At 49.7% G+C, this 23,739-nt stretch carries 21 protein-coding genes and 1 riboswitch; of the genes, 20 read left to right on the forward strand and 1 reads right to left on the reverse strand.

What is annotated here, in order from left to right:
• The first annotated feature begins 48 nt into the window (after nucleotides 1–48).
• Nucleotides 49–157, forward strand: a riboswitch (TPP riboswitch).
• A gap of 281 nt (nucleotides 158–438) precedes the next feature.
• The 12 genes from thiC (at nucleotide 439) to H583_RS37240 (ending at nucleotide 12,267) form a co-directional block, all read left to right on the forward strand.
• Nucleotides 439–2,145, forward strand: coding sequence for a phosphomethylpyrimidine synthase ThiC (gene thiC, locus H583_RS33680; RefSeq protein ID WP_051236764.1), 1,707 nt, complete (start codon nucleotides 439–441; stop codon nucleotides 2,143–2,145).
• A 70-nt stretch (nucleotides 2,146–2,215) separates the two neighbouring features.
• Entirely contained in the window at nucleotides 2,216–3,025 is an 810-nt protein-coding gene (locus tag H583_RS0120735) for a WIAG-tail domain (RefSeq protein ID WP_028562156.1), read from the forward strand.
• 384 nt (nucleotides 3,026–3,409) lie between these two features.
• Nucleotides 3,410–4,246 (forward strand): glycosyltransferase family 2 protein, encoded by an 837-nt coding sequence (locus tag H583_RS0120740; RefSeq protein ID WP_028562157.1) that lies wholly within the window; start codon nucleotides 3,410–3,412, stop codon nucleotides 4,244–4,246.
• A gap of 1 nt (nucleotide 4,247) precedes the next feature.
• Complete coding sequence (locus H583_RS36725) at nucleotides 4,248–5,480, forward strand: glycosyltransferase family 2 protein (protein WP_161631208.1); 1,233 nt, start codon at nucleotides 4,248–4,250, stop codon at nucleotides 5,478–5,480.
• Nucleotides 5,481–5,484: 4 nt separating this feature from the next.
• Entirely contained in the window at nucleotides 5,485–6,231 is a 747-nt protein-coding gene (locus H583_RS0120750) for a glycosyltransferase family 2 protein (RefSeq protein ID WP_028562159.1), read from the forward strand.
• Between the two features lie 74 nt (nucleotides 6,232–6,305).
• Complete coding sequence (locus H583_RS0120755) at nucleotides 6,306–7,034, forward strand: sugar phosphate nucleotidyltransferase (protein ID WP_028562160.1); 729 nt, start codon at nucleotides 6,306–6,308, stop codon at nucleotides 7,032–7,034.
• A complete protein-coding gene (rfbB, locus tag H583_RS0120760) occupies nucleotides 7,031–8,041 on the forward strand; it encodes a dTDP-glucose 4,6-dehydratase (RefSeq protein ID WP_028562161.1) in 1,011 nt (336 codons plus the stop codon). The genes H583_RS0120755 and rfbB overlap by 4 nt, the downstream gene beginning before the upstream one ends.
• Nucleotides 8,041–9,069 carry a GT-D fold domain-containing protein gene (locus H583_RS0120765; RefSeq protein WP_051236768.1) on the forward strand — a complete coding sequence of 343 codons (1,029 nt, stop codon included), beginning with the start codon at nucleotides 8,041–8,043 and terminating at the stop codon, nucleotides 9,067–9,069. The genes rfbB and H583_RS0120765 overlap by 1 nt, the downstream gene beginning before the upstream one ends.
• 31 nt (nucleotides 9,070–9,100) lie before the next feature.
• Nucleotides 9,101–10,669 carry a glycosyltransferase family 2 protein gene (locus H583_RS0120770; RefSeq protein ID WP_081667415.1) on the forward strand — a complete coding sequence of 523 codons (1,569 nt, stop codon included), beginning with the start codon at nucleotides 9,101–9,103 and terminating at the stop codon, nucleotides 10,667–10,669.
• A gap of 114 nt (nucleotides 10,670–10,783) precedes the next feature.
• A complete protein-coding gene (locus H583_RS0120775; protein WP_028562164.1) occupies nucleotides 10,784–11,071 on the forward strand; it encodes a hypothetical protein in 288 nt (95 codons plus the stop codon).
• 212 nt (nucleotides 11,072–11,283) lie between these two features.
• Nucleotides 11,284–11,631, forward strand: coding sequence for an alpha-helical endospore appendage domain-containing protein (locus H583_RS0120780; protein WP_028562165.1), 348 nt, complete (start codon nucleotides 11,284–11,286; stop codon nucleotides 11,629–11,631).
• Nucleotides 11,632–11,937: 306 nt separating this feature from the next.
• Nucleotides 11,938–12,267, forward strand: coding sequence for a hypothetical protein (locus tag H583_RS37240; RefSeq protein WP_081667416.1), 330 nt, complete (start codon nucleotides 11,938–11,940; stop codon nucleotides 12,265–12,267).
• 871 nt (nucleotides 12,268–13,138) lie between these two features.
• On the opposite strand, the gene H583_RS0120790 is transcribed toward H583_RS37240, so the two are convergent.
• Complete coding sequence (locus H583_RS0120790) at nucleotides 13,139–14,065, reverse strand: transposase (protein WP_028562166.1); 927 nt, start codon at nucleotides 14,063–14,065, stop codon at nucleotides 13,139–13,141.
• 877 nt (nucleotides 14,066–14,942) lie between these two features.
• Between H583_RS0120790 and H583_RS0120795 the strand changes: the two genes are divergently transcribed.
• The 8 genes from H583_RS0120795 (at nucleotide 14,943) to H583_RS0120830 (ending at nucleotide 23,672) form a co-directional block, all read left to right on the forward strand.
• A complete protein-coding gene (locus H583_RS0120795) occupies nucleotides 14,943–16,079 on the forward strand; it encodes a CgeB family protein (protein WP_028562167.1) in 1,137 nt (378 codons plus the stop codon).
• Complete coding sequence (locus H583_RS0120800; protein WP_081667417.1) at nucleotides 16,072–17,226, forward strand: CgeB family protein; 1,155 nt, start codon at nucleotides 16,072–16,074, stop codon at nucleotides 17,224–17,226. Before H583_RS0120795 ends, H583_RS0120800 begins: the two co-directional genes overlap by 8 nt.
• A 128-nt stretch (nucleotides 17,227–17,354) precedes the next feature.
• Nucleotides 17,355–18,962 carry a glycosyltransferase gene (locus H583_RS35485; RefSeq protein WP_051236771.1) on the forward strand — a complete coding sequence of 536 codons (1,608 nt, stop codon included), beginning with the start codon at nucleotides 17,355–17,357 and terminating at the stop codon, nucleotides 18,960–18,962.
• Between the two features lie 47 nt (nucleotides 18,963–19,009).
• Nucleotides 19,010–20,104: a non-hydrolyzing UDP-N-acetylglucosamine 2-epimerase gene (wecB, locus tag H583_RS0120810; protein WP_028562169.1), complete on the forward strand. Its 1,095-nt coding sequence runs from the start codon at nucleotides 19,010–19,012 to the stop codon at nucleotides 20,102–20,104.
• Nucleotides 20,097–21,080 carry a polysaccharide biosynthesis protein gene (locus H583_RS0120815; RefSeq protein WP_028562170.1) on the forward strand — a complete coding sequence of 328 codons (984 nt, stop codon included), beginning with the start codon at nucleotides 20,097–20,099 and terminating at the stop codon, nucleotides 21,078–21,080. Before wecB ends, H583_RS0120815 begins: the two co-directional genes overlap by 8 nt.
• Complete coding sequence (locus H583_RS0120820) at nucleotides 21,077–21,937, forward strand: dTDP-4-dehydrorhamnose reductase family protein (protein ID WP_028562171.1); 861 nt, start codon at nucleotides 21,077–21,079, stop codon at nucleotides 21,935–21,937. The genes H583_RS0120815 and H583_RS0120820 overlap by 4 nt, the downstream gene beginning before the upstream one ends.
• Nucleotides 21,934–22,953, forward strand: a complete 1,020-nt coding sequence (locus H583_RS0120825) for an NAD-dependent epimerase/dehydratase family protein (protein ID WP_028562172.1) — start codon at nucleotides 21,934–21,936, stop codon at nucleotides 22,951–22,953. Before H583_RS0120820 ends, H583_RS0120825 begins: the two co-directional genes overlap by 4 nt.
• Nucleotides 22,950–23,672 carry a glycosyltransferase gene (locus tag H583_RS0120830; RefSeq protein ID WP_028562173.1) on the forward strand — a complete coding sequence of 241 codons (723 nt, stop codon included), beginning with the start codon at nucleotides 22,950–22,952 and terminating at the stop codon, nucleotides 23,670–23,672. Before H583_RS0120825 ends, H583_RS0120830 begins: the two co-directional genes overlap by 4 nt.
• The last annotated feature ends 67 nt before the right edge of the window (nucleotides 23,673–23,739 follow it).

Below are 23,739 nucleotides of genomic sequence, written 5' to 3' on the forward strand. Positions count from 1 at the left end.
CGCAGTAATGCTTGACAAATCAGGGAATAAATCGGTATAGTTTTACCAAGAATCCACTAGGGGCGCCCGTCCGGGCTGAGATAAGGCAAATTGATGCCTTGGTCCCTTTGAACCTGATCTGGGTTATTCCAGCGTAGGAAAGTGGGAATAATGCCTTGTGCCTTATTTCAGACTGCCTTTCGCCGGGCAGTCTTTTTGTGCTGCCGGCGTTGGCAATATGGGATGGGGGAGCTGAAAGCCAGCCACCCGCATTGCCGCCGTTACAGTCTGGCATGGACAGCAGTCGCAACCAATCAATAAGCTGCAGTCTGTGAAAGGTATTTTTGGCAGTCATTTATTCAACCTGCTTACCAACTGATAAGCCTCCTAGGGATTCGATTTGTCTTGCTGATTGTTTAGCGTCGGTGTCGCCAAAATTATCCCGGGAGGTTTTTTGTTATGTCCATTTTGCAAACTTCTTTACCAGGTAGCAGAAAAGTATATCTTACAGGCTCGCGGCCGGATATCCGGGTTCCGATGAGGGAAATTGCTCTGTCTCCCACCAGAAGGGGAGATGTGGAGCAGGCCAATGAACCGATCCTCGTCTACGACTCCAGCGGACCGTATACGGACAGTACCTTTGAGGCCGATATTCGTCAAGGGCTTATTCCACTGCGCAGCAGTTGGGTTGAAGAGCGCAGGGATACCGAAGCATACGAGGGCCGCCGGATCAGGCCGGAGGATAATGGCTTCGCCTCGCAGAAGAGGGTTGATGAGAAGGGAGCGGCGCAATTCCCCGGCTTGAAGCGTGAACCGCTCCGGGCCAAGTCCGGACGCAACGTCACCCAGATGCATTATGCCCGCCAAGGCATTATCACGCAGGAGATGGAGTATATCGCGCTCCGCGAAGGAATGGAGCCTGAATTTGTACGCCGGGAGGTGGCTGAGGGACGGGCAGTTATTCCTTGCAACATTAATCACCCGGAAAGTGAACCGATGATTATCGGCCGCCATTTCCATGTGAAAATTAATGCCAATATCGGGAATTCAGCCGTTGCTTCCTCCATTGAGGAGGAGGTGGAGAAGATGACCTGGGCTACCCGCTGGGGAGCGGATACCATTATGGACTTATCCACCGGCAAAAACATACATACAACCCGGGAATGGATTATCCGCAACGCCCCGGTGCCGGTGGGAACCGTGCCGATCTATCAGGCGCTGGAGAAGGTCAACGGAGTTGCAGAGGATTTAACCTGGGAAATCTTCCGTGATACCCTGATCGAGCAGGCAGAGCAGGGCGTGGATTATTTTACCATTCATGCCGGAGTCCGGCTTAGATATATTCCGCTTACAGCCAGCCGGGTGACCGGCATCGTCTCACGAGGCGGCTCGATTATGGCTGCGTGGTGCCTGGCGCATCATCAGGAAAATTTCCTCTACACTCATTTCGAAGACATTTGCAAAATTATGAAAGCCTATGATGTCACGTTCTCGCTGGGGGACGGTCTGCGTCCCGGCTCCATTGCCGATGCCAATGACGATGCCCAGTTCGCAGAGCTTGAAACCTTGGGAGAACTAACAGAGATTGCATGGCGGCATGATGTACAGGTGATGATCGAAGGGCCAGGGCATGTGCCGATGCACTTGATCAAAGAAAATGTAGACCGCCAAATGGAGGTGTGCAAGGAAGCGCCTTTCTATACCCTGGGGCCGCTCACTACAGATATCGCCCCCGGCTATGATCATATTACCTCTGCCATCGGGGCGGCGATGATCGGCTGGTTTGGTACCGCTATGCTGTGCTACGTGACGCCGAAGGAGCATTTGGGCCTGCCCAATAAAGAAGATGTCAAGGATGGCGTCATTGCATACAAAATAGCTGCCCATGCCGCGGATCTTGCCAAAGGACACCCGCGGGCAAGAGTACGAGATGACGCACTGTCCAAGGCAAGATTCGAATTCCGGTGGCAGGACCAGTTTCACCTTTCTCTTGATCCTGAGCGTGCCATGGCGTACCATGACGAGACCTTGCCAGCGGATGCAGCCAAATCGGCCCATTTTTGCTCGATGTGCGGCCCGAAATTTTGCAGTATGCGGATTACGCAGGATATAAGGGAGCATGCGGAGCGCAACGGATTGGATACAAGACCGGCCTTCTTTTCCTGACAGAGAGTCACTTTCCTGGGTGAAAGCATAGGATAAGGAAGACTACTCTGTATCAGAGAAGGGAAGAGCCATGAAAAAAAACAGGCGAAGCAAAATCAGCAAGCCAAGAAAGCCGCTTTTTTACACGGCGGACCCGCGCACCTCAGAGCTTAAATACCTGGATGAGCTGAAAAAAACGTCCGCAAACAGCAGCAAGGAGCAGCCGCCGCGCAAGCCGGTCATGATCCATTCCGTTGTCGCGGATTATGAGACAACGAGGCAGAGTTCTCCGCAGGAGAAGCACCAGGTGAGCCGGACCTCCGCAGAGCCAAGCATCAAGATTATCGAGCATGCCATCACAACTACAGAGAATCAAAAGGCCGGCAGCACAACCATCGAAAAAGTTACCATCGGGGAAGCCAAGCTGGAGCAAGTGGAAAGCAAACTGCAAGCATCTCTTATCCCCATTCAGGAGCAGCCGCAAGATCATGGATTTAGCGATGCCGCAATACAGTCACGTTCCGTTGCAAATGAGACCAATGAAGAACAGGTGTTGTCCATGCAGGCACAGGCTGTACAGGCGGCAGACAATACCGCGAGCAATCCCGATGTATCCAACCTTCAACAGACCTCGGGGGGCGGCTACTGCTGTGGTGTCACTTCGTTTACGCTGCCGGACAGGGTCGACCGGATTCATGTGGGTCTCGTAATGCCGGATTCGTTCCGCTCCATGCTGGGCAGGAGTGCAAACTACGCGTTGACTGCCGCTTGTAATCAACCGGGCTGTCAGATTTTCATCGCCTCCAAATCTGCCGCGGGTGCCACTATTGCCATTGTACGCAATAAACAGGACGGCATCCTGACAGGTGAGCTGAACTGGATTGCGGCCCGGGTACAATAAATGCCAGATTGGGCAAATGAACATCAATCAGGTCTTTGCATCGTTATGATGCAAGGCCTGTTTTTTTTATCTCAAGCCGTGTAGCAGCCCACCCATATTCGTATCGGTTTTTATTGGCATCTGCCTTGTCCGTCATACCTGTATTCCTCAACGCCATGCGAACTGGCCGTCCGCCCGAAAAACCAAAGGCGAGAGTTCTCTCCGACCTGTACAAATGCCGTTGCGTGGAATAAGCACTGGCATACAATGACTCGTATAAGTACATTTCAAAAAGTGCCTATTCCGCAAGTCGGAATGGCTTTGAAGAACGGAAGGCTAGTCGGACTTTATGTGCAATTCAAGTGATAAGCCGGGATATGCCGGCCCGGGCCAGGAGGTGATGATATGCGCAAAACGGCGGCAAAACGAAGCGGAGCTGTATCGAGCAAAGGGCGTTCCTCTACTTTGCTGCGGAGAGGCTCCCGTTTGACTATTGTGAACTCTGAAGATCCGCTTGTATCGGTAATTATTCCTTATATGAATGAAAAACGGCTGATCCGCCGAATTATTCGCGAGGCCAGAGCCGTCCACCCAAGGACGGAAGTAATTATCGTTGCCAACGGCTCCACCAGGGAATCACTGCGTACAGTGCTAGGCAGTGGAGCCAAGGTGCTCGTATACAATGAAAGGCTGGGCCATGATGTAGGCCGCAGCATTGGCGCTCAGGCAGCATATGGGGAGGCATTGTTGTTTATCGATGCTGATATGGTGATTTCATCTGCACGGCTGCGACCCTTTGTGCAGGCAGTACTATCCGGGTCGGCCGATGTTGCGCTGAACGACTATTCCGGCCCTACCGGGAAGTTGGAGGTGCACCGTGTAGTCTTGGCCAAACATGCCCTGAATGCCATGCTGGGCCAGGAGTCGCTGAAGGGCGCTTCCTTGACTGCGATCCCTCATGCCATTAGCCGCAAGGGGCTCGCAGCTGTTGGTCCGGAATCTCTTCTGGTCCCTCCACTGGCTCAGGCCAAGGCCATCCAGTTTGGATTAAAGGTGAAAGCCGTTCATTCGGTACAGGTAGGCAAGCTGAATCCGATTCGAAGAAAGCGCGAGAAGCAATTCTCACTGGCCTCGGTTATTGTTGGAGACCATCTGGAAGCGTTGGATTGGTGGACTGGTGCTACGGATGATCGCGGGGGGATGGAGGATTTCAGCAGGAAACGTCATATTCTGGGGGGATAAGATGGCTACGCTGGCGAAAAAACAGCCTGGAGCAAGACACATCTCTCCCGGCAAAAAATCGACGGTTCGCAGCTCATCCGGCTCGATGCCGTCCCGGATAAGAGGTTCCAGGGGCGGCAGTTCCGCAGCTTCCGGACCGGCAGGGACGGCTTCACGCAAGCGCCGCCGTGGTTCAACCGGAACTGCGCTGCGAAGTCAGGGAGGCTGGTATAAGAGAGGGAAGCTGTCAAAGGCAGCATTCCGGGCTGCGTATGCTTTGGGCCAGGCAAGTGCGCGGGAGCTAAAGCAGGAGCAGCAAGAAGGCGGGAGACAGCAGTTGCTCAAGAACGGCTCGCAGATCAGCCAGACCATGAATGCTGCCTTCAGCAAAAGTAGGGCGGGAAGGCGCGATGCTTCCTTCTCCGCGATTTTACGTGAGGGAGCTGCATTCCGCAATGGCTTCATGGATGCATGGGGAGAAGGATTGGCCATGACTCCTTATGTACTGCTGCCGCTAAGAGGGACGGCAGCTGCAGTTGTAACAGTATGCAATGAGGAGGATTCAATCCGCCAGGTGTTGCATGAGCTGAAACTGCTGCCGCTGACCGATATCATTGTGGTCATTAATGGCTGCACGGATCATAGCTTTAAATATACCATGGAGTTTGAAGGTGTTACTGTGATCCATGAGCCTGAGGCGCTGGGGCTGGATGTGGGCCGCGCGCTTGGTGCCAAATTAACGAAGGCTGATACTGTATTGTTTGTAGACGGCGATTTTCCCGTCTCTGCCTGGCAGCTTGCTCCTTTCCTGCTTGCTGTGGATCAGGGAGTGGATGTCGCGTTAAATGATGTTACCCCTTATCTTGGGGCTTTTAAATACTGGGATGCTGTTTCCCGTGTGAAACAATTTTTAAATTGTTCGCTGGACCGTCCCGATCTGGTCACGAATTCAATGACGTGTATCCCTCACGCATTGTCACGGCGGGCGCTGGATACAATCGGAGAGAGTACGCTTGCCGTACCTCCCAAAGCACAAGCTGCTGCTCTGGCGGCCCCGCTGAAGGTTCAGGCAAGCGCTAGTATAAATGTCTTTATGAAAAACCGGCGTCGTAATCAAAACGTTGGCTCAGGCAATCCGGTAGCCCGCCTGATTATTGGTGATCATATTGAAGCATTAAAAAGTATTCAGCGCAAGCAGGGGTCCAGATTGTCCTTTGCGGACCGGGTAAGGCGCAGAAGTCAGGCAGGGGGATGAATTTATGCAGTTGACGAGCATTGTAATACCAACATACAACAAACTTCCCCTTCTTCAGCAGGCTGTTGCAGCTATTCGCACCTACACACGTATGGATGAGACTCCCTATGAGATTGTTGTAGCAGACAATGGCTCCCAAGACGGCACTGTCGAGTGGTGCAGGCAGGAGGGCCTGAGATTTGTGGCCTTGCCATATAATGCAGGCTTTCCTGTTGCCTGCAACAAGGGGATGAGAATGGCATCCGGGGACTTTTTTCTGCTTTTGAATAATGATGTGACTGTCACAAACAATTGGCTCCCCAACTTGCATCGGGCATTGGCATCAGATTCCAGAATCGGAATTGTTGGCCCTGTCTCCAATTTTGTCAGCGGCAAACAGCAGGTTGAATGCTCATTTAGAACCATGGAGGAGTTTCAGCAGCTGGCAGCCTCGGTAAATGTACCGGATTCCCGCAAGTGGGAGGAGACAGAGCGTCTGGTTGGATTTTGCCTGCTCTTTTCCAGAGCATTTTACCAGCAAATCGGCGAGCTTGATGAATGCTTTTCACCGGGGCATTATGAGGATGATGACTTATGCTTCCGGGCACGAAAGATGGGTTACAGGCTGCTGTTCTGCCGTGATGTTCTCATTCACCACATCGGAAGCGCCAGCTTTAAGAATCAGGATACAGCCGGGCTGCAGGAATTGCTGCAGCGAAACCGGAAGTTATTTATGGAAAAATGGCAGATCGATCCCCATATTTATATTTAATTGTGCTCTGATTCGTTTTAATCCACTGCTCGGCAAATCGGCCGGTCAGAGGTTTATGTTTGGGAGGGATGGTTTTGAAGGCAGTTATTTTGGCCGGGGGAACTGGAACCCGGCTGCGTCCTTTAACAAGTTACTTAAACAAGCATATGCTGCCCGTGGGCAAATATCCGATGATTCTTTATTCGATCCGCAAGCTGAAGGAAGCTGGAATAACGGACATTGAGCTTGTGACTGGAAGAAGCAGTGCAGGCTTGTTTACAGAATTTTTAGGAAGCGGCCGTGATGAGGGTGTTTCCCTGACCTACCGTATCCAGGAGGAGGCTGGCGGCATAGCGGAGGCGCTCAAACTGGCGGAGCCATTTGTCGGGTCGTCCCCCAAGTTTGTCATGCTGCTCGGCGATAATTTGTTTGAAGAGCCGCTCACAGCTCACATTGAGGCCTTCGGCGAACTGGAGGAGGGAGCAATGGTGCTCCTCAAGCAGGTTCCAGACCCTCACCGTTACGGTGTGCCGGAATTTGATGCAGGGGGCGAGACCATTGTCTCCATTACGGAGAAACCGGCTGATCCCAAGTCCAATTTTTGTGTGACCGGAATTTATATGTACGATTCATCCGTCTTCTCATTTATCGACCAGATCAAGCCTTCCCGGCGGGGGGAACTGGAGATTACCGACGTAAATAATGCTTATGCTTCAAAAGGACAGCTCCGTTTCCGCACGCTGGCAGGCTGGTGGACGGATGCGGGCACATTTGATTCCCTTCATGAGGCGGCCAGCCGATTAAGAGAGGGGGAACCGGAATGAGTACCTCAAAGCTTCTTGTAACCGGAGGCCTTGGGTTCATTGGCAGTAATTTTATCCGGTATATGCTTAAACGGTATCCTGGCGTCTCCATTGTAAATTTCGACGCGCTGACTTATGCGGGCAATCCGGATAATCTGCAGACATTTGAATCCGATCCCCGCTATCGCTTTGTCCATGCGGATCTGACAGATGCAGGAGGGGTCGCTCAAGAGGTGGCTCAAGGGTACGATGCCATTATTCACTTTGCCGCGGAGTCCCATGTGGATCGCAGCATAGCGGACCCGGGACGCTTCGTTCAGGCGAATGTAGTCGGCACCCATCACCTGTTGGAGGCTGCCCGCAAATATGGTATTCCACGTGTAATCCATATATCTACGGATGAGGTATACGGTTCGCTTGAGGCTAATGATCCGGGTTTTACGGAGCTGACCCCTCTTGCGCCCAACAGCCCATACTCAGCCAGCAAGGCATCCTCCGATTTGTTGGCCCGTGCGGCCTACCATACGTATGGTCTGCCTGTCATTATTACCCGTTGTTCCAACAATTACGGTCCATACCAATATCCGGAGAAGCTGATACCGACCATTATTACGAAAGCCATGGCCGGCCAGCCAATCCCTGTATATGGAGACGGACTCAACGTAAGAGATTGGCTTCATGTAGAGGATCATTGTGCTGCCATAGATTTGGTTCTCCAACACGGGACTCCTGGTGAGGTCTACAATATTGGCGGGGAAAATGAGCGTACGAACCTTCAAGTTGTTAAGAGCATATTGCAGACACTGGGTAAATCGGAAGAATTGATCACATTCGTCAAAGACCGTCTTGGCCATGACAGAAGATATGCCATTGACGCATCAAAAATAAAATCAGAGCTTGGATGGCAGCCAGAGATAGCCTTTGAGGAAGGGATCAAGACGACGGTAGATTGGTATGTTCACCACCAGGACTGGTTGAGCGCCATTATCACACGGCAGGAACGGATTAACGGCAAGGGGTTGAGCTGATGAAACGGCGGGCCCGGCGCAAAGTATCCTCTTTGAGTGTCCGCATCAAGAGCGGATCGAGAAAATCATTGCAGAAGCGGCAGACTGGCAGCAGGGGCAGGAAAATCGTATCGGCTGCTGGCGGAGCCAGAACGAGAAGGAGGCGGGAACCTGCTGCTGCACCTTCGATGCAGGAGCAGCCAGCAGCGGAAATGTCGTCCTTGCAGCAGCATTATCTGGAGGAAGGCCGGCAACTGGGGCGTTATGAGGGAGGGGAGGAACTGCTTGAGAGGGCGGTTCCTGCCGATCTTCTGCTCCCCGAGATTACGCTGGAGGAAATCATCAAGGCAGGCATAATGTCGATTCAAGACCGATGTATGCCGCTGCTTAATGTCCAGCAAGTCTATGACAGGCTTCACCAGGCCATGGAACAAAAAAGCCCCTGTTCAGTTGTAAGATTGGGTGATGGGGAATTGCTCGCCTTGGCCCAGGATACGGTCTACAGTACGGAGCAGGTAGCAGCAGAGGGAAGCTTTTTGTCTTATGCGGGAATCCAAGTGCCGGATCTCTCTGCCAGAGATACATTATCACATGCCATCCGGTCAGCAGATATCATTGGGGTACCGTTATCCCGGCAGAAAAACTATCATCCGCTTCTGCACCCGGTTTTAAGAGCCCATCATATTGAACTGAATGAGCAGCATACCACCTCTTCAACCATTAACTACAGTCTGCAGCAGACTGGCATGCTGCAATCCCTGATCCGCAGCCGTTCACTTCTGCTTATTGGCAATGCAGCGCCTGAGCTGGCTCAGGTAATGACGGTGCTCGGCTACAGGGTTAGCGGCGTAATCGCACCGGTTAACGGATTTGCAGATATAGACCGGGTCATCGGAGAAGCCAGCGGGCATTCATTTGATCTTGCCCTTGTGTCCGCAGGCATTCCTGCCGTCGTGATCACTTGGCGGATTGCAGCGGAGCTTGGCAAGGCTGCCCTGGACTTCGGGCATCTAGCTAATTTTATATCAAGCGGACAAATGTCTATATAGATTTGGAATGCTCAGGAAGGAGGAGAGCCAGATGGACCCGAAGAAGCAAAGCACGAACGGGCTGAACCGGCCGGAACTACCGAAATTGCCGAAACTGCACCAGTCCAGCCCGCTCAATCCCAAGCCCAAGCAAATAGAAAAGCAAAAGTCAAAATCAAAGCAAAAACTAAAATCAAAGCAAAAACTAAAACCAAAGCAAAAGCAGCATCGCTTAAAACCCAAGCGGACCAAACAACCTGTACAAGTGCAAACGGAGCAGGAATTGAACTCGCCACAGCCTCAGACGGCTGCTACAGCCTATCAGTCAGGCTATCAAACAGGCTATGAGGCGGGGGTAGCAGCGGGATCTGGCAGCTATGGAAGCTATTTTAACGGAACAAGTATTATTATTCCGAGCTATAATCAGGGAGAGTACTTAAAGCTTTGTATAGATAGCATCATTCAGCATACCCGACTGCCCTATGAGATTATTGTCGTGGACAATGCTTCTGAAGATGGAACTGCAGATTATTTGCACAGCATGGCAGGACGTGTCCGCTACCGGATACTGGAGGAGAACCGCGGTTTTTCTGGGGCGGTGAATACAGGTTTAATGATGGCCAAGGGCATGAGGATGCTGCTGCTGAATAACGACACACTGGTCACGGAGAACTGGCTGGAAAATATGATGGCTTGTCTCGACAGTGACAGTCGCATTGGTATGGTCGGGCCGGTCACCAACTTCATCAGCGGGCTGCAGAAGGTCGATGTTCCGTACACCAAGGTTGAGGATATGCCAGCATTCGCCATCCAAAACAATAGATCTGATCCTTCCCGATGGCAGCGTGTAGACCGGCTGACCGGATTTTGTCTTCTATTCCGGCGTTCACTGTGGGAGAGGACAGGATATTTCGACGAAGGCTATCAAATCGGAAATTATGAGGATGATGATTATAATATTCGCGTCAGGCTGCAGGGGTATACGCTGGTTATCGCCCGTGACGCCTTTATCCATCACTTTGGGAGTGTCAGCATGAAGGCTTTGGGGGAACAGAAGTTCCTTCAGGTCAATGCGATTAATGAGCAGTACTTCTTGAACAAATGGGGAAATCCAAATGAACTGGTTCAGCATATAAGGGAGCTGAAAGCGGAGCATCACCCGGACGGGCAGGTCACATATCCTGTTCCCCTTGCCAGTAGTGAAGCAGGTTTTCAGCCGCAGTATGTTTTGATTAAAGGGCTGGGGGATACCTTATACTGGCTGGAGCACGGACACCGCAGGCCAGTTGAGGCAGCAGAGGGCCAGCAGCTTCCGATCCAGGCATTCCGAATCCCGGTAGTGGATTTAATACGCTGGCCGATTGGTGAGAAAATAACAGCTTCTCAGGTACAGGAGAAATGGCAGCATGAAAATTCCCCCAATGAGGGGCAGCTTGTTTCATCAGCCGGACGGTTATATTGGCTGGAGCAGGGTATACGCCGCAGGATCGTGAGCGGGCTCGCAGCATCCATGTGGGGGATTAACAGTAAATCGTCTGTTCAGATGGATGAATCTGACCTGCTTCATTGGCCGGAAGGACTGCCGGTCATCGCACCTGTCAAAATGGTGCAAAGGTTATAACTTTAAGGCCCGGAACGTTTGCGTTCCGGGCCTTAATACGGTCTGACCCAGAGTAGCACCTCCATTAATTGTGCATATGCTGTACTAGACGGGTAGACGGGGAGGGACGCAAAGATGCAGCGTAAGGTCGATGAGATTATTGAACATCTGTCCAACTCACATCAGCAGCTTGCCCGCGTATTGGAAGCCAAAAGGCATGTGGCGGTTCGGATGTCGCAGATTGTACATGACATACCGGACCAGCATCCAGAATTGGATGGGTTCGACGGGTTGGTGGATAGTGCTCAGGTTGTCTCCAAAAGCGTTGTTTCGTATTTAAATAGTCTGGCAGATTTACAAGAAACAATTGCTGATAACCTGTCGCATGTTATGAAGGAGCTGGCTTCCCAGGAAGAGGAATAAAGCAGATGGAGAACTCCTACAGACTGGACTGAATTAGATAGTAGGAGCGATTACACAGTTGACTGCTTGACTATCACCATGCTGTTCCTGCTGCAAAAGCAGGAACAGTGCGCGGAGATTCATAAGTGGAGATTCATAAGTAGAGATTCATAAGTATTGAAGGATGTAAAAGAAGAAAATAAGAACCAAAGCGGAAAAGAGGTGGGGAGGCCATGAGCCGGGAGCAATCTTATATGCGTGTGCTGGATGCTTCCGCAAAGCTGCAGTGGAACGTGGCGATGATTTTGGAAGCCAAGGCAGTGGAGGCAGAGAAGGTAAGGAGCTGGCTATGCAATCATATGACCTGTCAGGCGTTTAGCAGTCAGCAGGATCAACTTAAGGGCTCTATGGATGTGCATGATCAGCTCATAGAAGTAATTGAGGGATTAACCAAGCTGGGACAAGGCATGTCCAGCGTACTGAAGGTCGTATTGCAGCAGGATGCAGAGTCCGGCGGAGATAATATGGGCGGCATGTATGGGGGCGGCGGCGGTTTTGATATGGGCTTTGGAGACAAGTGATGAGCCGTCTTGAGAAAGAATGGGAAATCAAAATGGAACTTATTGCGTCCATTACGCAGAGCCAGGCTGCACTTGCCAGAATATTAAACAGTGTCGCTGACTTATCGGAGCATTCACCTGGAATGGCAAAAAGACTGCAAGATAATATGGCAACATTAACGGGCCTTCAAGAAATGATTGCCCAGAAAATCGCCGGCATCAGCTGGCGGAGACCTTCCCGCGGGAAGCCGGGCCGCATATGGCTGGCTCATGCGAGGCTCGCAGTGGGCGGAAGGGATGGACTGGATTGTGACGGGAGGAATAAAGTTGATCAGGAAAAAGAAAACGGCTGGACGAAAAACAACAGGGGGTTCCAAGCGCAAACGCACATTGCGCCGCAAATCGATTACAGGCAGAAGGCTCAAGGCCAGACGCCGGACAGGAGCTTCCAGCAAGCTGAGAGCAGGCAAAAAGGGCAGGAGACGAATCAAAAAGCTGACCCGCGGCCGTATTAAAAAACGCCGTATCATCCGTGTACCGGCTGCCGATGCAACCTACAGCCAAGGTTATGACAGTGCCTATAATGAGGGCTACAACTCTGGATTTGCCAAAGGCTTCGAAGACGGTCATCAACTCTCCTACGAACAGCAGCCATAATGTATGGTTCCTCAGCCGTATTGAACTTTTCCACGGAAAAGCTCAATACGGCTTTCTTATGTACTTCTTGACAGAGTTTATAAGCACTTATTGATAAAATTTCGGGATTTTGAATTTTTGGGAAAAACAGGGTGATGCTGCAGGGTGATATCTCTTTTAGCCGGTTTTAATCCATGTCTCACTATTCCCATTACTCAGCAAAAATAACTCGATAAGAAAACTCAGGTTACCCAGTAAATGACTTAGCAAAGTGATATGGCAAAGTGATGATAAAAATGGTCCGGTAAGAGTGGCATGACAAACATAGCTAAGCAAGTGTGGTTGAGTAGAAATGAATAACAGAAATGACTAAGTAGGCGCGGTTGAGTAGAAATGAAAGACAAAAGTGATTAAGTAAGCATGCTTGCAGGAGTGAATGATAAAAATGACTAAGCAAGCGAGGCTGAGTAGAAATAAATGATAAAAATGACTAAGCAAGCGTGGTTGAGTAGAAAAGAATGATAAAAATGACTAAGTAGGCGTGGTTGGCAGAAGTGAATGATAAAAATGACTAAGCAAGAGCGGTTGAGTAGAAGTGAATGATAACAATAACTAAGCAAGAATGGTTGATATAGAAGTGATTGATAACAATAACTAAATAGGGTATATATGTAAAAACATGTGATCTAAAGTAACTCAGCAAGTGTAGCTTGGCAAAAGTAATTCTACAAAAGTATCTGTATCTTAGTAAGCATGATTAGAAATTGACAAAAATAACTCTGCCAGCGTGGATTGATGAAATTAAATCGAATAAAGTGACTCACCAAAAGTCACTCGAAAAATGACCCCGTAATAGTGACTTGGAAAAAGTAAATTTATTCAGTAACATGATTTAGACACTTTGCATGCATATGGCTGTCAGAGCAGCAATAGGTGACTGCCGGCGCATATGGCAGTTAAGACGGAAGCAGAATTCATCCCAGTAAAGCTGCAAGTATCTTGGTCCAATTCCATGAAACGTCTTGTTGACCCAATGCTTGGCCTGCATAGCAACTCTTTCTAAGCCAGGAGCATTACTATTTAAAATAATACTTTTCTCAGAACTTGAACTGTAAACCTCTGAAGATAAGTGGACGTGCCGTCTGAAAAACATAGGTTGGAGCACCTCAGGCATTCTTCGGTTTACCATGAAAGCAGGATTAGCGATTTTTAGTTTAATATAAGGTGAATCAGTTACATGCTGATTCCTGACATCCAATGCTGTTTCGCTCCATGTATTCAATGTCGTGGGGGAGTTGGAATTTATAAGATCATTAAGATTATCTAACTCATTGATAATAGAAGGGACGGAGGCCATAGCTACAATGGTATGCTCCTTCAGATGGCGTCTTATGGATGGTCTGTTAGCTCTGTTAGCCTGGCCGTAGAAAGTAATCTCAGCTCGAACATCTCCATACAGAGGCTGCTCCATATCCAGCATACTGATAGCCATACGGATTCTTTTCAGCATAGACCAGGCAGTCTTATAAGAGACTTTAATATCTTTGTGCAGACGCATAGCCTGAGTCCCTCCAGGTTGAGCCATTCGTTGCAAAGCTTGAAACCATGTCTCAAGCGGAATACGGGTATGCTCCATAACTGTCCCGACAGTTAGAGAGGTTTGATGACGGCAGTGGATACATTGGAATAGAGGAACCTTACGACTACTAACTAAATAAGCATGCCTATGTTTGCAACGCGGACAGCAGTAGCCTTGAGGCCATTTTGCCTGGTAGAAATAAGCAAGAACTGGATTTCCCTTGATTTTCTCAATCTGCATCTGCCGCCCTCCAGCATATCTAATCTATTGATTTACCGGTAAAGCAATAAAGAATCTATTGAATGAAATAGTAACATTGATATGAAGACTGAGATTCAGTCACTTTTTTTGCATGTAAGTCTTTCCTATACGAAGCATTTCTATAAATCAATTATAACAAACATATGTTCTTATTTCAATATTGAATTAGAAAAAATATTAATAAATGGATATTAAGATGTTAATCAAAAATAGCTGATTTTAGGGATATGGTCTATTCATTTTAGAGGTTGATAAGCTGATTAAAGGGAATAGTGCAACATTTTGAAAAAGGTTATAAAAGAGATACATTCATCTGTCAAAAGTAAAAAATTAGAAATTTATTGAAATGTCATATATTTGACGTTCTTTAATGACTTTCATATTCTGCAATTTTAAATTGTTAACTTCATTCCCCGTATATATCCCTTCTTGTCGAACATTCCATTAGCCATCTCGTATACTCAGTTCATAATACAGAAGTGCATGTCTTGCGTTAAAAAAATATTTTCCAAAAATGTTCCTCACCAAGACTGAATCCCTTTAAACTTGTTCGAAATCCGAAATCCGAAATCCGAAATCCGAAATCCGAAATCCGAAATCCGAAATCCGAAATCCGAAATCCGAATAGACGGGTAGCTGAATGATAGAGATAGCTCCCCAAATTGATAGGCTCATAGAGAAAGCAGCGAATGGGTTGGCAGCGGCGAGCCTGCACGGGCCCCAGTAACGCCGGGCGTTGGACAAATCCCCCGCCTAAATTAGGTACACGAAGGACAAGAGACCATGTTCATTCCACACCTGCCGCATATATTTAGAAAATACAAGAAACGCACTATATGGGAAAGCAGGTGACGACATGCCAGCCCGTAAACACAGAAACCCGAAACGAAGGCCGCTTTATGACAGCGCGTTGGATACAGGATACAAAAACGGCTGGGAGCATGGAAGGAGAGATGGCGCCTGCAAGGCTATTTTGGAAAGCGTGGTTCCTCCTCAGCTCCCGCATTACAATTTGCGTATTTTGTACGTTCCACAAGGTTTTGAAGCGATTGATGCCGGAATTATCGGGGCATTGAAGGCGATGGTGAAGGAGCTTCATATTGTAGGCGATTTGAATCAAATGTATGAAATGGCTTCTTCATTGCGCCCGGATTTCGTTGTCGTTCTTAACGGACTGCATATTTTTCCGGGTGATCATCTGGAGCAGATTGATGCTATCCGTGCACTTAACATTAAGACGATGATCTGGTTTGTGGATGATCCCTATTCTTCAGAGGACAGTATCAAGATTGCCCCGCATTATGATATTGTCCTAACTCATGAACTTGGGGCAGTCGATGCGTATCAGCAAGTGTCCAACGGACAGGTACACTATATACCGCTCGCCGTTCATACGGACTGGTTTAAGCCGACGCGAATCGAAAACCAGTATATGAGTGATGTCTGTTTTATCGGGCAAGGCTTCTGGAACCGGATTGAGTTGTTTGATGATCTTGCTCCCAGCTTGAGCAGCAGGCGGGTCATTATTTGTGGAGGGCTATGGGACCGTCTGAAAAATTATGAGCTGTATGGAGATGCCATTCGCCCGGGATGGATGCCGGTTCAAGAAACGATTCGTTATTACAACAGCGCGAAGATTGTGATTAATTTGCATCGCACAACTGAGGCGGGATCCGATAACCGAAATACGCTCCAGCTTTCCGGACGCTCCATTAATCCGCGCACGTATGAAATTTCAGCCTGCGCAACACTGCAAATGGTCGATATCCGGGAGGATTTGAACCAGTATTACAAACCAGGTGTGGAGATCGAGACGTACGCCAGTGCTTCTGAGCTAAAGGACAAAATCGCATATTATCTGGAGCATGAGGATGAACGGCTTATGATCGCGCTTAGAGGGTTGAAGCGGACCCTGCAGAGCCATACCTTTTCGCTGCGGGTTCAGGAACTGCTCAATATTATTATGAAACAGGAGGGCATGCCCAATGGTTAGGAGCACAAAGAAAGCATCTAAACGAATCATACGAAGACAGTCAAGAATCATACCTCCAAGAATTCTGCATCCGTATGAGCATGGAAGAAGGGACGGTCTGGCTACTGGCTGGGATCATGGATACTGGTATGGCCAATGTGAGGCTGTTATTCAAAAAACGATCCGGCCCGCAGTTAAAAAGGATATCCATCTGATGTATGTGGCTACCGGAAAAGGATTTCCTTACTCCCCGATAGATGAAGCGATTATTACGACGCTGTCTTCTGTCGTGTCTCATATCACGGTTACCGATGCTTTACAGGATGTCTCTCTGATCGCCAAGGAGAAGCGGCCGGATCTTGTGCTGGTGCTGGACGGCTTGCAGTTGGATCTTATCCACCCTAAGGAGATGAGAGCAGCAGGCATCCGTACGGCTATATGGTTCACGGACGATCCTTACTATACAGATGTGACCGCTAATGTTGCCCAGCATTACGATCATATCTTTACGCTGGAGAAAACCTGCGTTGATTTTTACCGTCAGCATGGCTGCCAAAGTGTGCATTACTTGCCGCTAGGCTTCTATCCTAATGAATTCAGGCCTCGTAACCCGGACCGCAGCAGACGCAAGGAAATTTGCTTTGTGGGAACCGCTTATTGGAAGCGGATTGAATTTTTTAATGAAATCTCTGATTATTTGAGCTCCAAGGACTCGCTGATCTCAGGTATCTGGTGGGACCGGCTGCCTAATTTTGAGCAGCTTGCTACTAAGATCGAGCTGAACAAATGGATGGGGCCGGCTGAAACGGCTGAGACCTATAACGGTGCCAGGGTTGTTATCAATATGCACCGGGCTCATGACGACGAAACTTTCAATAATAACAGTGCCAATATCCCGGCCGTGTCTCTTAATCCGCGTACTTTTGAAATATCCGGTTGCGGAACGCTGCAGCTCTCGGACATCCGTGATGATATGGAGCAGTTCTACACGCCAGGAGAGGAAATTGTCACCTACGCTTCCCCGCAGGAGCTAATCGAGAAGGCTGAATACTACCTGAATAATGAAGAGGAACGTCGCCGGATTGCTCTCAAAGGGCTATACCGGACGATGCGCGACCATACGTATGAAAGAAGATTGGAAACATTGCTGACAATCCTATTCGGCTAATTGGGCAAATGTCACAGGGGTGCAAAGGCGGAGAGCTGCAAGCCGTAATTTGTACACTTGTTCACGGTTCAAATGTCGTGCCGATATGGCTGCCTGATTAATATATTGTTGGAGAAAAGCAAAAGGAGGTGAACACATACCCGAGCTTTGCAGGGTATGGCAAGCAATTGGCAAATAGCAAACCGGTCTTGATTGCATTTTCCCATATCTGTGGTTCTGATTTTATCACCGGGGCAGAAAAGCTCCTTCTGTTCATGCTCCAGGAGCTTCAAAGCTCATACGAATGCAGGCTTGTTGTTCCAGAAGAAGGGATCCTCGCCAGAAAAGCCAGAAAGTCAGGCATTCAGGTCATTCTTTTGCCTATCCCGATCACGCCTGCGCTTTATCTGGCGGGTCCGTCCGCCAGCCAAGAGGCGGAAACGCTAAAGCATCACCCGGCATGGCCGGCTACGATTTCATTGCTTCAGTCACACGGTCCGCAGCTTGTGCTTGTCAGTACCTGCGTCCACCCGTTGCCAGCTATGGCTGCCAAGGCACTCGGCATTCCGAAGATCTGGGCGGTTATGGAGACAATTACGGAGTCAGAACATACTTCACACGCCGCCTCTTTCATTCATCAGCATGCCGACTGGATCATAGGCATCTCGTCTACCACTCTGCGTCCATTCCATAATGCCGGCTTGGATGGCAAGACGACGATTTTGTTCCCTTCCTGGAATATGGAGGATTATCAGCCTGAAGCCTGGGTGGAGAACCGGGCAAGCAAGCGCGCAGAGTTGGGGTTTCATGACGGGCAACGGGTAATCGGGTATGTCGCCGCCTCGATCTATAAACGCAAAGGCTTTGAGGATTTCATGAGCATGGCGCTGCAGATCGGGGAACGCTTTCCGAAGGCGGTATTTGCAGTCATCGGCCATCCTGTGGAGAAGGAGCTTGTAGAAGAAGCATTTGACCGTGTACGTGCTGCCGGGATGCTGAACCGGTTCCGCAGGGTTCAATTTGAACAAAGCATACAGAGAATCTATCCCGCTATAGATATTCTCGTTGTCCCAAGTCTTATGCCCGAGGGCTTCGGTATGACCGCACTGGAAGGATTGCTGTTCGGGAAGGCTGTCGTTGCCTACGATTCAGGCGGACTGGGAGAAATTCTGAATCTTACAGAGAATAAGAAATTTCTGGTGCCAACCGGAGAAGTAGACGGCCTGGTAAAAAAGGTGGCAAAGCTGCTGGACGATGAGAAACAGCTTGTCCAAACAGGCCTGCGCAACTCTTATAATGCACAGGCGGTATTCGGGATCGCGGCCTACCGCAAACGGCTAAGTCATTTTTTAAATCTGTTGGCCGTGAAGGGGCATACACCGCTCCATCTGGTAAGAGGCTCTTCCCCGACAGTATATGTACTTGAAGGAGGCATACTGCGGCCTTTTGCTTCAGAAGAGGCCTTTCTAAAGTCCGGCCATTCCTTTCAGGATGTGCGTACCATCACGGACGATATGCTGGATACATTCCCTCAGGGGGATCCGGTCATAGGACTGCCAGTTGCTGCCCCGGTAAGACGGAAGGCACGCAAAGGCAAGTATGGTCTCGTCAAGGGCAGAGGAAGAACAAGGGGGAGAAAGAAGAGGAAAGGCTTCAGCCAGTCCAACCGGCGTGTGAAGAAAGGAAGCGTAGCACGTCGTAAGCGCAGGCCGAAAGCCGCGTCCCGAACACGGACGAAGGGCAGACGGCGGGCGTAATGAATTGGCTGGAGTGATTGGGTTAGCAAGGAGAGGAGGAGCTTGGTTTGAATATCGCAACCATACTGGGGACCCGTCCTGAGATTATAAGGCTCAGTCTGATTATACCGAAATTGGACAGGATGGCCCAAAAGCATATTCTCGTCCATACAGGACAAAATTTTACCGCTTCACTGAGCGATATTTTTTTCGAGGAACTGGGAATCCGAAATCCCGATTACTTGATTGACAGCCATCAGTCTACACTAGGCGGGCAATTGTCGGTCATGTTCGGAGAGATTGAGAGAATTCTTCGCTTTGAGAAGATTGATCTGGTCCTGTTGCTTGGCGATACGAACAGCGCTCTCAGTGCAATTTTGGCAGAAAGAATGGGCATTCCGGTCGTTCATATGGAGGCGGGCAACCGCTGCTTTGACCTGACTGTACCGGAGGAGAAGAACCGCAAAGTCATAGACGCCATCTCAACAATTAATATGCCGTATACCGAGTACAGTAAAGCCAATTTGCTCCGCGAGGGCTTTCCGAGCAACCGGATTGTCGTTACAGGCAATCCGATTTACGAGGTGCTGGAGCACTTCAAGGAGCGCATAGACAGCAGCGATGTGCTGGAACGGCTTGAATTACAGGAGGGCAAATATCTGCTTATGACTGCTCACCGGGCCGAAAATGTGGATCATCCGCAGCATTTGTCAGGCATCATTGAGGGAATTAATAGGGCAGCGGAAGAACTGGAATTGCCGGTAATTTGCAGCATTCATCCCCGTACCCGCTCCAAGCTTGATCATGGCTCGTCAAGCTTGAAGCTGCATCCTCTTATCCAGCTCCACGAGCCGTTCGGATTTTTTGACTTCGTCAAGCTGGAAAAGCATGCCCGGTGTGCCATAACAGACAGCGGTACAGTCCAAGAGGAATGCTGTATATTTCAGGTGCCTACAGTTACGATTCGCAATACGACAGAACGGCCGGAGACGGTTGATTGCGGCAGCAATGTCGTATCAGGCCTTCTTCCCGGACGTATTGTCCACGCTGTCAAAGCCATGACCTCTCTTCCCGCCGATTGGAATCCCCCGAGTGGTTATTTAGCACAGGATGTTTCAAATAAGGTGGTCAAATTCTTGCTTGGAGGGAAATGGAATGTTTGAGAATCAAACCATTTTGGTTACGGGTGGTACGGGTTCCTGGGGGTATGAGCTGGTTCGCCAGCTGCTCCCGCAAAATCCGAAGGAAATCATCATTTTCTCCCGCAATGAATCCAGTCAGGTTACAATGAGCCGGACTTTTGAAGATAGCAGGCTCAGCTTCTGCATTGGCGATATCAGGGACAAGGAAGCTATCGTCAAGGCATGCGAGTCTGTAGATTATGTATTCCATCTGGCAGCACTGAAGCATGTACCGGTCTGTGAGGAACAGCCCTATGAAGCTTTAAAAACAAACGTCATCGGTACGCAGCATGTCATCGAAGCCGCTATTGCAAATCAGGTGAAGCGCGTAATCTATATATCAACGGATAAAGCTGCAAACCCATCCAATTTCTATGGTATGACAAAGGCTATTGGGGAGAAACTGATTGTCTACGCTAATCTGCTGCGTACAGAAACGAAATTCGTCTGTGTGCGGGGCGGAAATGTGCTAGGAACAAACGGAAGTGTCGTGCACTTATTCATGAGTCAGATCAAGCATAAAAACCAGGTCCGCATAACAGACAAGCGGATGACCCGCTTTTTCCTGACGCTGGAGGAAGCCATATCACTGCTGTTCAAGGCTTCGGAAGCAAGTTTGGGCGGTGAAATTTATGTCATGACCATGCCAACTTGCCGGATCACCGAGCTCGCCGAGGTGCTGATGGAGGATATGGGCAAGCAGGTGGAAATGGTGGAGACCGGTGTGCGGCCCGGTGAGAAGCTGCATGAAATATTGCTCACCGATTTTGAAAGCAAGAGCACAGTCGTTTACGATGAGCAGTATCTCGTCATCCTGCCTGCATTGGAAATTCCGGGCCTCAAAGAGCATTACCAGCATTGCCTACCGGTGGACTTCGAGAGCTTCTGCTCTAGCGAAGGACTGATGAATAAAGCGGATATCCGGAAAATGCTCGTCCATGGAGGCTTTCTGTCATGAAGCTGCTTATCATCGGGGGCGGCGGGATGGCCGGGCATCTAATGGTCAGATACTTCAGATCCCGGCCCTCCTTCCAGGTTGTATACACGACAAGACAGTCTAGCGCTTCTCAGGCAGGCAGCTGTGAGCCGTTTGCTGAGGGGAGAAGATTTCTTGATGCCTCGCATTATGAGGCAGTGGAAGCGCTGGTGCTGGATGAACAGCCGGATGTTATCGTAAACGCTGTAGGCATATTGAACCAGGAGGCGGAGAATCATCCGTTAATGGCATTTCGCATTAACGGATTCCTGCCCCATTGGCTCGCGTATCTGGCGAACCGTTGTCAGGCGAGGCTTATCCATATTAGCTCAGATTGTGTGTTTTCAGGAAAAAAGGGGAGCTATACTGAGAGTGATGTCCCCGACGGCACCACGATTTATGCCCAGACAAAGGCGCTTGGGGAGCTGCGCTGCGGACCCCATTTAACCATCCGCACCTCGATTATTGGTCCGGAAGTCCGCAGTCACGGAATTGGCCTGCTGCAATGGTTCCTCTCTCAGGAGGGAGAAATCAAGGGCTATGAACGTGTGCTCTGGAACGGGGTAACGACGCTAGAGTTGGCCAAGTCGGTCGAGTACGCAATTGAAAATCCGCAGCTTGAAGGGCTAGTCCAGCTCACAGCCCCCGAGACGGTTAGCAAGCATGAACTGCTGCTGCTTTTGCAAAAGCATTTTAACCATAATGGCGCAATGATTATTCCAGACTCGAAAATTGTAATTGATCGCAGCCTTCGCCCGATACGCAAGGATTGGCAGTTTGATACTGCCAGTTATGATATCATGCTGAGCGAACTCGCTCAATGGATGAGAGGCGTATGAGCGTTAAGGGGCAGCGTATACTTGTCACTGGAGCCGGCGGGTTTTGCGGAGAGCATGCCTGCCGGTACTTTGCAACAAGGGGCATGAAAGTTACCGCAGCAGTCCGATCGATCCCATCCAGTGGCGGCAGCGATGCGGCTACAGGGATCGGATGGCCTGGGGCTGTAGATGTCCGTATCTGCGAATTGACTGACAGGGAGCAGGTGAGCAGACTGATTGACGAGGTGCAGCCTGACTATGTGCTCCACCTGGCGGGCCTTAACGCGGTAGTACCGTCATGGCAGGACCCGGTTTCATACATGGAGACGAATATGCTGGCGACAGCTTATTTGTTGGATGCTGTCCGCCGCCTGAACAAAAACGTCAAGCTGTTGATAGCCGGATCTATGCTGCGTTTTAAGCTTCCCCAGGATGGTGAACTGCCCCAGCCGGTCCATCCGTACGGCATGAGCAAGACATTGCAAGTATTGATTGCCCAGTGTTGGGCACAGTTATACAGCATGGAGGTGCTGATTGCCCAGCCATCCAACCTCATTGGGCCGGGGCGTTCAACCGGGCTATGCAGCTTGCTTGCAGGCTATACGGTAAAGACGGAAGAGGCTTACGGATTTCCTCTGCAAGGGCAGCCGCCCCAAAGTGAAAACCAGAAAGCGGAATCAGGCTTTCAGCTTTCTTCCCGAACCGAGAAGCGGGATTTTCTGGATGTCCGTGATGCAATGGCAGCATACGAAACCATATTTATAAAGGGCCAGCCCGGCTTCATTTATCCGGTCGTATCCGGCAAAATGATAACGCTTGGCAAAGTAGCCGATACATTTGAAGAACTGGCACTATGTCCCCTTGGTATTCGGAACGGCAAGTCCAATGCGCCATCCCCTGCGGAAGAGAATGGAAAACCAATGCGGGAACTGGGCTGGCAGCCGCAAATTCCTTTCCGCGACTCCATAAGGGACCTGTTGCTGCATGTTCGTCTGGCAAGGATGAAGGCTCGCCGGGAAGGGGCCCGACTTAAATGACTGTGAAAGTAACGATAGTCATCCCGTTCTATAATGATCCATATATCGTCCATGCCTTAGAAAGCGCCTTGTCCCAAACCTATGGCAATATTGAAATCATTGTTGTGGATGACGGCTCCAGCAAGTACCAGGAGCTGTTATGGCCGTATATGAACAAAATCCGCTACATTCTGAAGGAACACGGGGGAACAGGCAGCGCACTCAACCAGGGTTTTCGTGAAGCGGAGGGCGAATATATTGCCTGGCTTAGCTCAGACGACTTCTTTTACCGGCATAAGGTGGAGCTTCAGCTCAAAGCCATGTTTACATCCGGAGCGTGGATCAGCCACACTGCGTTTAATTACATTGACAAATTCGGACGTGTCACCGACTATCTGGTCTCCCACGCACAAAGCGATACTGATCTGTACCAGGTTTTTTTAAGGGGCAACCCGGTAAACGGCTGTACGGTCATGATGCGAAAAGCGCTGTACAACAAGGTCGGTCCTTTTGACGAAACGCTTATCTTCACACAGGATTTGGATTTTTGGTATCGCGTGCTGCTGCTGGGAATTCCATTTCTATCTTTGAAACAACCGCTTACCGCTTACCGCAGGCATGAGAAAATGGGGACGCTTCTCCATCAGGATGATGTCATGAAGGAAGCATTATATCTCTATAGCAAGTATGAGCAGCAAATGACGGCCTTAATTTACCGCAACGGGATTGGCACAGAATGAGCATCAATAAACGAAGGGGTATCTCGTCCGCTAAGGATGACGGGATACCCCTTCGTTGTGAGCAAAT

This window comes from Paenibacillus pinihumi DSM 23905 = JCM 16419 (genome assembly GCF_000422505.1).
Classification (GTDB): Bacteria; Bacillota; Bacilli; order Paenibacillales; family Paenibacillaceae; genus Paenibacillus_D; species Paenibacillus_D pinihumi.